Origin of the sequence: Polaromonas sp. (assembly GCF_012927415.1) — a bacterium.
In the GTDB taxonomy this organism is placed as follows: Bacteria; Pseudomonadota; Gammaproteobacteria; order Burkholderiales; family Burkholderiaceae_C; genus Polaromonas.
Map to the genome: position 1 here is coordinate 1 of NZ_JABBPF010000047.1, position 3,694 is coordinate 3,694.

At 64.9% G+C, this 3,694-nt stretch carries 3 protein-coding genes; all 3 read right to left on the reverse strand.

Features of this window, described 5'->3' with window-relative positions; all coding sequences use genetic code 11:
• Positions 1-48: 48 nt before the first annotated feature.
• Positions 49-2,070, reverse strand: coding sequence for a DUF3488 and transglutaminase-like domain-containing protein (locus HHJ19_RS05060; RefSeq protein ID WP_296904660.1), 2,022 nt, complete (start codon positions 2,068-2,070; stop codon positions 49-51).
• Positions 2,064-3,083 (reverse strand): DUF58 domain-containing protein, encoded by a 1,020-nt coding sequence (locus HHJ19_RS05065; protein ID WP_296904662.1) that lies wholly within the window; start codon positions 3,081-3,083, stop codon positions 2,064-2,066. The genes HHJ19_RS05060 and HHJ19_RS05065 overlap by 7 nt, the downstream gene beginning before the upstream one ends.
• Before the next feature lie 15 nt (positions 3,084-3,098).
• Positions 3,099-3,694: MoxR family ATPase (locus HHJ19_RS05070; protein ID WP_296904665.1), on the reverse strand; the 596-nt coding region annotated here is incomplete at its 5' end.

Consider the following 3,694-nt stretch of genomic DNA (forward strand, 5'->3'; position numbering starts at 1 on the left):
TAAAGGTGTTTTGAGTGTCATGCGAAAGAAGGTGTGGGCTGCAGGATTTTAAGCAGGCCAGACCAGCCGCTTGAGTTGCAGCTTCAGTTGCCGGAGCTGGACATGCTGAGGGGCCGGTGTTGCCGCGTAGCGCTGCAGCTCCAGCTGCATCAGCCAGTCATGCAGCTCCTGTCCCTGACTGCCGTGGCGGGCCAGCACCTGGCGGGCCAGCTGGCGTGGCGTGGAGGATGCGTCGCTTGGAATGCCGGCGCCGGCCAGCCGCTTGCGCGCGCGGCTGAGCAGCCGCAGCCAGGGGTCGTGCTGGCTCCGGTCCCACATTGCCCAGACGCCACCAGTCAGGCTGGCCAGGACGATGATGCCAATCAGTACATAGCTCAAATCCTCCCAGCTGGGCGACTCGAAGCCCATGTTTTCCAGCAGCTTGAGTTGCTTGCCCTGCGTGTAGTTGAGCACCCACTGGTTCCAGCCGTTGTTCACAGCCTCCCAGGTGGCACGAAGCTGGGCTGACAAGGTCGGGCTGAAATTGCCGAGGGCTTGCGCCACCACGCCCCGGGGCGAGGCCAGCCGCTGAAACGCGCCTGTGCGGCCGGGTGCCACGGCCGATGTCGGATCAACCCGCACCCAGCCCTCGCCGGCCAGCCAGACCTCGGCCCAGGCATGCGCGTCGCTGTGCCGGATGATCCAGAAGCCGTCCACGCTGTTGCGCTCGCCGCCTTGATAGCCGGTGACGATGCGCGCCGGAACATCCATCGCGCGCATCAGCACCACAAAAGCCGAGGCAATATGCTCGCAAAAACCTTCTTTACGGTCAAACCAGAACTCATCCGCTGTGTGCTGGCCGTAAACACCGGGCTCCAGCGTGTAGCTATAGCCGCCGCTACGCAAGCGTTGCAGCGCGACCTGCACCAAGGCGCCGGCCCCAGCCTGGGCGTACCGCGGATCGCGCTTTATCTCGCTGGCTAGCGCCAGTGTGCGCGGGTTGAAGCCGGGCGGCAGCTCAACAAATTCCTGCAAACCGAGGACTGGCTGTGCCGGGCCGTGCCTGAACACCGTATGGCTGCTGGCCTTGTAGCGCACCACGTCGGTAATCGGCCGGCTGGTCAGCCATTGGAGGTCGGCCTCCATGCTGTTGCGATAACCTGGCAGTTCAGGGCTTTGCGCGGCAGCGTCGAGTACAAAAAGCCATGGCTGGCTGGTGGGCTCCAGCGTGACTTCGTAGTGGATGGCTTCACCCTCCACCTGCAGATTGGCTGGCAGCGCGTAGCGGCGCGGCAGGCTGGCGCGCAGTGGCTGCCAGTTGCGACCATCGAAGCTGGACAGCACGGGGCCGCGGAAATAAAGATCGCGCTGTGGTGGCGTTTTGCCCTCGAACCGGATGCGCATCGCAATGCTTTCATCCAGGGCCAGGCTGGCCAGGGTGCCGACCTCCATGCTGGCGCTCAGGCCGCTGCGCCCCGTCATGGCGTCGCTCGGCACGCCCCACAGCGGCGCAAGGCGCGGAAACAGCAAAAATAGTACCAGCATGATGGGTGCGCCCAGCAGGGTCATCCAGCCGGCGGTTCGGGCTGCATCGAGCAGCGGCGGCTTGCCGACCGGCATGTGGGCGTTGACCAGTGCTGTCAGCAGACCGAGCAGCCCCAGCACCATGCTGAAAGCCGTCAGCAGCGACTGTGAATAGAAAAAATTGCTCAGCATGCAAAAAAAGCCGAGGAAAAAAATCACAAACGCATCGCGCCGCGCCCGCAACTCAAGCGTTTTGAGGGTGAGCAGCACCACCAGCAGGGTGACCCCTGCGTCACGCCCCAGTAGGGTGCGGTGCGTCGCATAAGTCGCCGCCACGGTGAGTGCCAGCAACAGCACCAGCCAGGTCTTGCCGGGCAGTGGCTGGGCGCGCAGCGCCAGCCTGCCGCGCCAGAGTAGTACGGCAGCAGCACCGGCACTGCACCACAGCGGCAGATGGCTCACCTGCGGCAGCAACACCCAGGCAATTACCAGAAGCAGAAAAAGCGTGTCCCGGCTGTCGCGTGGCAGGCTGCGCAGCGTGCTTCGGGCACTGCTTATGCTCAACATGTGGCGAGCGCTTCCAGACATTGGCGTTTGTGGACTTCGCCGCTGGCCGGCTTGATCTCCAGCGCCGGCAGTCGCAAGCCGTAGTCCAGCCCCAGTTTGTCAGCCTGCAAAATCCAGGCGCAAAGACGCGAAAGCCTTGCTTCCACATCCAGCGGCCCAGCCTGCCTGAAATCCAGCCAGAGCTCATGGCGCTGGGCTTGCTGGGTGTCGCGCACCACCAGGCCGTTGCCTTGTTCGTCGGCCTTGGCGGCTTTTTTCCAGAGCACGTTTTTCAGTGGGTCGCCGCGCCGGTAGGCCCGCACGCCGTCAAACTCACCGCTGTTTTGTGCCCGCGCGGCGGCGCCCGCACCCTGAGCCCGCGGTTCGCCGGCGGGCAGCGGCGGAGGCATCGGCTCAGGCGCCGGATAGACCATGACCTGCGCCGCCGGGCGCCAGACCGTCCAGACGCGGAAGGTGCCCAGCGGAAAGCGTGTTTCGGCGGTCAGGGTGGGCAGCGGGTGCAGGCCGCGCCGCGCCGGCGTAAACGCCACCTGCACGACGCTGCTGCCTTGCGCCGGTACGTCGGTCCAGGCCCAGTGGCGCTCCGTGCCTTTTTGCGCATCCACCGCGTGAGAATCGAGCACGCTCAGGCCGATGCCATGGCGCGCAGCATTTCGCATATTCGTGAGTTTGATGTCAAAAGCGGTCGTGGCGCCCGCATAGTGCGCGGGCGGCGCTATCAAATTCATCGCAAGTCCGCGCAGTGTGCCGTGGCAGACGTGCATGCCCACCAGCACGGTGCCAGCCAGCAGAAAGGTCAGCAGATAGCCCAGGCTGAGTTGGTAGTTGATGGATGCGACCAGCAGCACGAGCAAGGTGAGGCCCAGCATCAGGCCCGGTCGCGTGGGCAGGATGTAAACGTTGCGCTGGTTCAGCGTGACGCTGTCTGTCAGTGGCAGCCTGCTCTGCCACCAATGCCGAAACCGGTTGCGCACGAAGGCCAGGGGGCTTGGAATGAATGTAAAGGCGGCCATCAGTGGGCTTGCGGCTCAGGGCAGGGGCACGGTGTCAAGCATGGCGCGCACCTGTTCCACCGCGCCACGGCCGGCATCGCTCACGGGGATGAGGCGATGCGCGGCGGTTTGCGGGAGGATGGCGCTGATGTCATCGGGCGCGACATAATCACGCCCGCTCAAAAAGGCCTGTGCCCTCGCGGCCCGCATGATGGCGATGCCGGCGCGGGGACTCAGGCCCTGCAAAAACCAGCGACCCGAACGGGTTGCGGCGATCAGGTCCTGCAGGTAGTTCAGCAGCGGCTCAGCGGCATGCACTTGCTGGACCAGCTGTTGCAGCTCCAGCAACTCGTGCGGCGCCAGCATGGCGGGCAGGTTGTCGACCATGTCGCGCCGGTCAGCGCCCTTGAGCAGTTCGCGCTCGGCGGCGCGGTCCGGGTAGCCAAGTGAAATCCGCATGTGAAAGCGGTCCAGCTGCGACTCGGGCAGGGCGTAGGTGCCGAGCTGGTCATGGGGGTTTTGCGTGGCGAGCACAAAAAACGGCAGGGGCAGGGGGCGTGTCTGGCCTTCAATGGTGACCTGCTTTTCTTCCATGGCCTCCAACAGGGCGCTCTGGGTTTTGGGACTGGCGC